3 protein-coding genes are annotated in these 3,859 nt (G+C 71.2%); 2 read left to right on the top strand and 1 reads right to left on the bottom strand.

The genetic code is table 11. The features are described from left to right. Window positions 1-315, bottom strand: a 315-nt coding sequence (locus tag E1293_RS45335; protein ID WP_243717523.1) for a TetR/AcrR family transcriptional regulator, incomplete at its 3' end; no start/stop codon positions are given. Window positions 316-542: 227 nt separating this feature from the next. Here E1293_RS45335 and E1293_RS45330 point away from each other — a divergent pair. Continuing rightward, window positions 543-2,123, top strand: coding sequence for a succinic semialdehyde dehydrogenase (locus tag E1293_RS45330; protein WP_132206086.1), 1,581 nt, complete (start codon window positions 543-545; stop codon window positions 2,121-2,123). 9 nt (window positions 2,124-2,132) lie between these two features. Further along, window positions 2,133-3,859 (top strand): GMC oxidoreductase (locus E1293_RS45325; protein WP_132206084.1); only part of this gene is annotated, 1,727 nt, incomplete at its 3' end.

Raw genomic sequence — 3,859 nt, 5'->3', positions numbered from 1 at the left:
GCCGGTGGGGTCGGTGTCCTCTTCGGCGGCGCGGAGCTCGTCGCAGACGTCGGGGCGGGTGCGGTCGCTGGTGATGCGTTCCATCAGGGCGAGGAGCAGGTCGGTCTTGCCCGCGAAGTTGGAGTAGACGGCGCCCTTGGTGAGGCCGGCGGCCGCGGCGATGTCGTCGAGGGAGGCGCCGTGGATGCCGCGTTCGGCCCAGAGGCGTTCGGCGGCGGTGAGCAAAGCGGTGCGGGTCTGCTCGCGCCGGTCGCGGCGCGGCCGTGGACCGCTCGTGTCACCCGCGGGCCGGTTGCCGCCGTGGGCGTCCGTCATGTGGTGTTCCCTCCGTGGGCCGTGAGATTCTCTCCCTCCTCTTCGGAATACACCGGTCGTCCATGGTCAGTCCCCGAGTTGCACAACTCCGCCTGGCTTGGAACGGTCCGTTCGGGCCGAGTTGTCAGCCGGGGACGAAGATTACGGGACCAGGTGGGGCATATCACTGCAAGTAGCGCGTTACTTGCGGGTAGCCAAGTCTGGGCAGGTGGTCATACTCTGCCTGCATGGCATCCCCGACGGTCCCTGCCAAAGGCGCGGCAGAGCACACGCTCCCTGAATCCCTGACCGAACGCCTGGCGTCGCACGTCGCCTCGGACGGAGCCGAGACCGCGACGATCCCCAGCCCGTTCACCGGCGAGCCCCTCGCGACCGTTCCGCTCTCCGGTCCCGACGACGTCCGGAAGGCCTACGAGCGGGCCCGCGAGGCGCAGCGGGCCTGGGCGGCGCTGCCGGTGAGCGAGCGGGTCAAGCCGTTCCTCCGGCTCTCGGACGCGCTGGTCGACCGGCGCGAGGAGATCCTCGACGTCATCCAGCTGGAGACGGGCAAGGCCCGCCGCCACGCGATGGAGGAGTTCCTCGACGTGGCGCTGTGCTCGCTGTACTACGCGCGGCGGGCCTCGAAGCTGCTGAAGCCGCGGCGGCGGCAGGGGATGATGCCGGCACTGACGCGCGTCCAGGAGCTGCGCCATCCGAAGGGCGTCGTCGCGCTGATCGCGCCATGGAACTACCCGTTCGCGCTGGGGGCCAGTGACATCGCGCCGGCGCTGATGGCGGGCAACGCGGTGATCCACAAACCGGACACCCAGACGTGCCTGTCCAGCCTGTGGATCCTGGACCTGCTGATCTCGCTGGGGCTGCCCAAGGACCTGTGGCAGATCGTCGTGGGGGACCCGGCCGAGATCGGCGACCCGCTGCTGGACGAGGCCGACTACGTCTCCTTCACCGGCTCGACCCGGGGCGGCAAGGCGATCGCCGAGCGGGTCGCGCCGCGGCTGGTCGCCTACTCGCTGGAGCTCGGCGGCAAGAACCCGATGATCGTCATGGCGGACGCCGACGTCGAGCGGACCGCGCGCGGAGCCGTCCGCGCGTGCTTCACCAACGCCGGGCAGCTGTGCATCTCGATCGAGCGGATGTACGTGCACGAGGACGTCTACGACCGGTTCGTCCCCCGGTTCGCCGAGCTGGTCAAGGGCATGAGGCTCGGCACCGGCCTCGACTTCGACGCCGAGATGGGGTCGCTGACCCACAAGCGCCAGCTGGACGCGGTCACGCGGCACGTCGACCAGGCGGTCGAGGAGGGCGCGACGGTCCTCGCGGGCGGGAAGGCGCGTCCCGACGTCGGCCCGCTGTTCTACGAGCCGACGATCCTCGCGGACGTCACCGGTGAGATGGACCTGTGCGCGAACGAGACGTTCGGGCCCGTCGTCGCCGTCTACAAGTACCGCGACGAGGACGAGGTCGTCGCCCGCGCCAACGACACGGCCTACGGGCTGAACGCGTCGGTGTGGACGAAGAACGCGGCGCGGGGCCGCCGCCTCGCCGCGCGCATCCAGGCGGGGACGGTCAACATCAACGACGGGTACGGTGCCGCGTACGCGTCCTACGACTCCCCGATGGGCGGGATGAAGCAGTCCGGGGTGGGACGCCGCCACGGGTCCGAGGGGCTGCTGAAGTTCACCGAGGTGCAGACCGTCGCGAGCCAGCACCTCATGGACCTGGAGCCTCCCGGGAAGATCAGCTATGACGCGTTCGCCGGCTACATGGCGACCGGTATCAAGCTCATGAAGAAGCTGCGGATCAAGTAGGGATCGCCAGTGAAGCATGACTTCGACGTGCTCGTCGTCGGGTCGGGGTTCGGCGGCAGCGTGTCGGCGCTGCGGCTGACCGAGAAGGGCTACAGGGTCGGGGTGATCGAGGCGGGCCGCCGCTTCGACACCAACCCGTCCGGCGCGCCGGGGTCGCGGTATCCGGAGCTGCCGAAGACGAACTGGCGCATCGCGCGCTACCTGTGGGCGCCGGCGCTGGGCCTGACCGGTATCCAGCGGATGCACCTGATCCGTGGCGCCAAGTCGAGCCGCGTCATGGTGCTGGCCGGCGCGGGCGTCGGCGGCGGCTCGCTCAACTACGCCAACACCCTGTACGTCCCGCCGGAGCCGTTCTTCAAGGACCGGCAGTGGGCGCACATCACCGACTGGCAGGACGAGCTGGCGCCCTACTACGAGCAGGCGAAGCGCATGCTCGGCGTCGTCCAGAACCCGACGACCACCGCGGCCGACGAGGTCATGAAGAAGGTCGCCGGCCGGATGGGCAAGGGCGACACGTTCGTCAGGACGCCCGTCGGGGTCTACTTCGGGCGCGGCTCCGGGATCGAGAGCGCGGACCCCTACTTCGGCGGGGCGGGCCCGCGGCGGCGCGGCTGCCTTGAGTGCGGCGAGTGCATGGTGGGCTGCCGCCACGGCGCGAAGAACATGCTCACGGAGAACTACCTGTACCTGGCCGAGAAGGCGGGCGCCCGGGTGATGCCGCTCAGCCGCGTCACCTCGGTGAAGCCCCTGCCCGGCGGCGGCTACGAGGTCGCCATCGTCCGGACCGGCTCGTTCGGGCGCAACCGCAAGACGCTCACCGCGGGGCAGGTCGTCTTCGCCGCCGGCACCTATGGGACGCAGAAGCTCCTGCACAAGCTGAAGTCGACCGGGCTGCTGCCGCGCCTGTCCGACCGCCTCGGCGCCCTGACCCGCACCAACTCCGAGGCGATCCTCGGCGGCGGGCGCCGCAACGGCAGGCCGGGCCCCGACTTCTCCGCGGGCGTCGCGATCACGTCGTCGTTCCACCCGGCGCCGGACACCCACGTCGAGCCCGTCCGGTACGGCCGGGGCTCGAACCTTCTCGCCGGCCTGCAGACCCTTCTGGTGGACGGCGACCGTCCGGGCGAGCGGCACACGCCCCGCATCGTGAAGTTCGCCCGCGAGGCGGTGCGGCGCCCGCGCGACCTCCTCCAGCTCTTCGACGTCCGGCACTGGTCGGAGCGGACGGTGATCGCGCTGGTCATGCAGACCCGCGACAACTCGATCACGCTGCGCCCGAAGCGGGGCCCGTTCGGCTGGGACGTCCACGCGTCCGCCGGGCACGGCGAGCCGAACCCCACCTGGATCCCGGAGGGGCACGAGGCGACGCGCCGGATCGCCGAGGAGATCGGCGGCATCCCCGGCGGCGCGTGGGGCGACCTGTTCGACGTCCCGATGACCGCGCACTTCCTCGGGGGCTGCGCCATCGGCGACTCCGCCGAGTCGGGCGTGATCGACGCCTACCACCGCGTCTACGGGAACCCCGGCCTGCACGTCGTGGACGGCTCCGCGGTCTCGGCCAACCTGGGGGTCAACCCGTCCCTCACCATCACCGCCCAGGCCGAGCGCGCCATGTCGTTCTGGCCGAACCGGTCGGAGGACGACCCGCGCCCGGCCCTCGGCGACGCCTACCGCCGCCTCACCCCCGTCCCGCCGAAGAACCCGGCCGTCCCGGCCGACGCCCCCGCAGCCCTGAC

Origin of the sequence: Actinomadura darangshiensis, from assembly GCF_004349235.1 — a bacterium.
GTDB lineage: Bacteria > Actinomycetota > Actinomycetes > Streptosporangiales > Streptosporangiaceae > Spirillospora > Spirillospora darangshiensis.
This window is presented reverse-complemented; position numbering and strand designations above follow the sequence as displayed.

Coding starts and splice junctions, on each gene's coding strand:
- E1293_RS45330 (WP_132206086.1), top strand. CDS start 543: ATGGCATCCCCGACGGTCCCTGCCAAAGGCGCGGCAGAGCACACGCTC.